Raw genomic sequence first — 596 nt, 5'->3', positions numbered from 1 at the left:
CTATGAAGAAATCATATTATTCATTACATCGGCAGTGAAAAACTTCATTAATTTCCCTCCATTAGGAATAACTATCGTCGCAACGTTAGGGATCGGCATTGCTGAAAGTAGTGGCTTTATTAATACTGCTTTGAAAAAAATGCTTTCCTTTATTACCCCTAAAATGTTGACGCCAACCGTGGTTTTTGTCGGTATCGTCTCTCATATTGCGTCAGACTCCGCGTATGTGATTTTGATGCCTGTTGCAGCCATGATGTTTTACGCCAGTGGTCGCAATCCATTAGCAGGTATTGCAGCGCCTTTTGCTGGGTTAGCAGGCGGTTTTACTGCGAGCTATACGCCATCAATTATTGACCCTATCATGCAAAGTTTTACCCAAGACGCAGCTCAAATGATGGCACCAGGTTACAGTGTTAACGTTTTGTGTAACTATTTCTTTAGCCTTGGTGGTACGTTTGGCGTGATTTTTACCTGCTGGTTTATTACTGAAAAAATTGTCGAACCTTGGCTAAATAAAAACTGCCCAATTACGACCAATGAAGTGGATGTCGATTCAGAACAAGATCTCAGTAAAATTACACCAATTGAGCACAAAG

Annotated in this window: 1 protein-coding gene; it reads left to right on the top strand. The window is 40.8% G+C overall.

Annotated elements, in window-relative coordinates; genetic code table 11:
- A partial coding sequence (locus ABN217_RS19805) for an AbgT family transporter (RefSeq protein ID WP_349459936.1) occupies positions 1–596 on the top strand: 596 nt, incomplete at both ends.

Source organism: Proteus sp. fly-1067 (assembly GCF_040139345.1).
Taxonomy (GTDB): domain Bacteria; phylum Pseudomonadota; class Gammaproteobacteria; order Enterobacterales; family Enterobacteriaceae; genus Proteus; species Proteus vulgaris_B.
The sequence above is the reverse complement of the archived record's forward strand: the minus strand, read 5'-3'. Positions and strand labels throughout refer to the sequence as shown.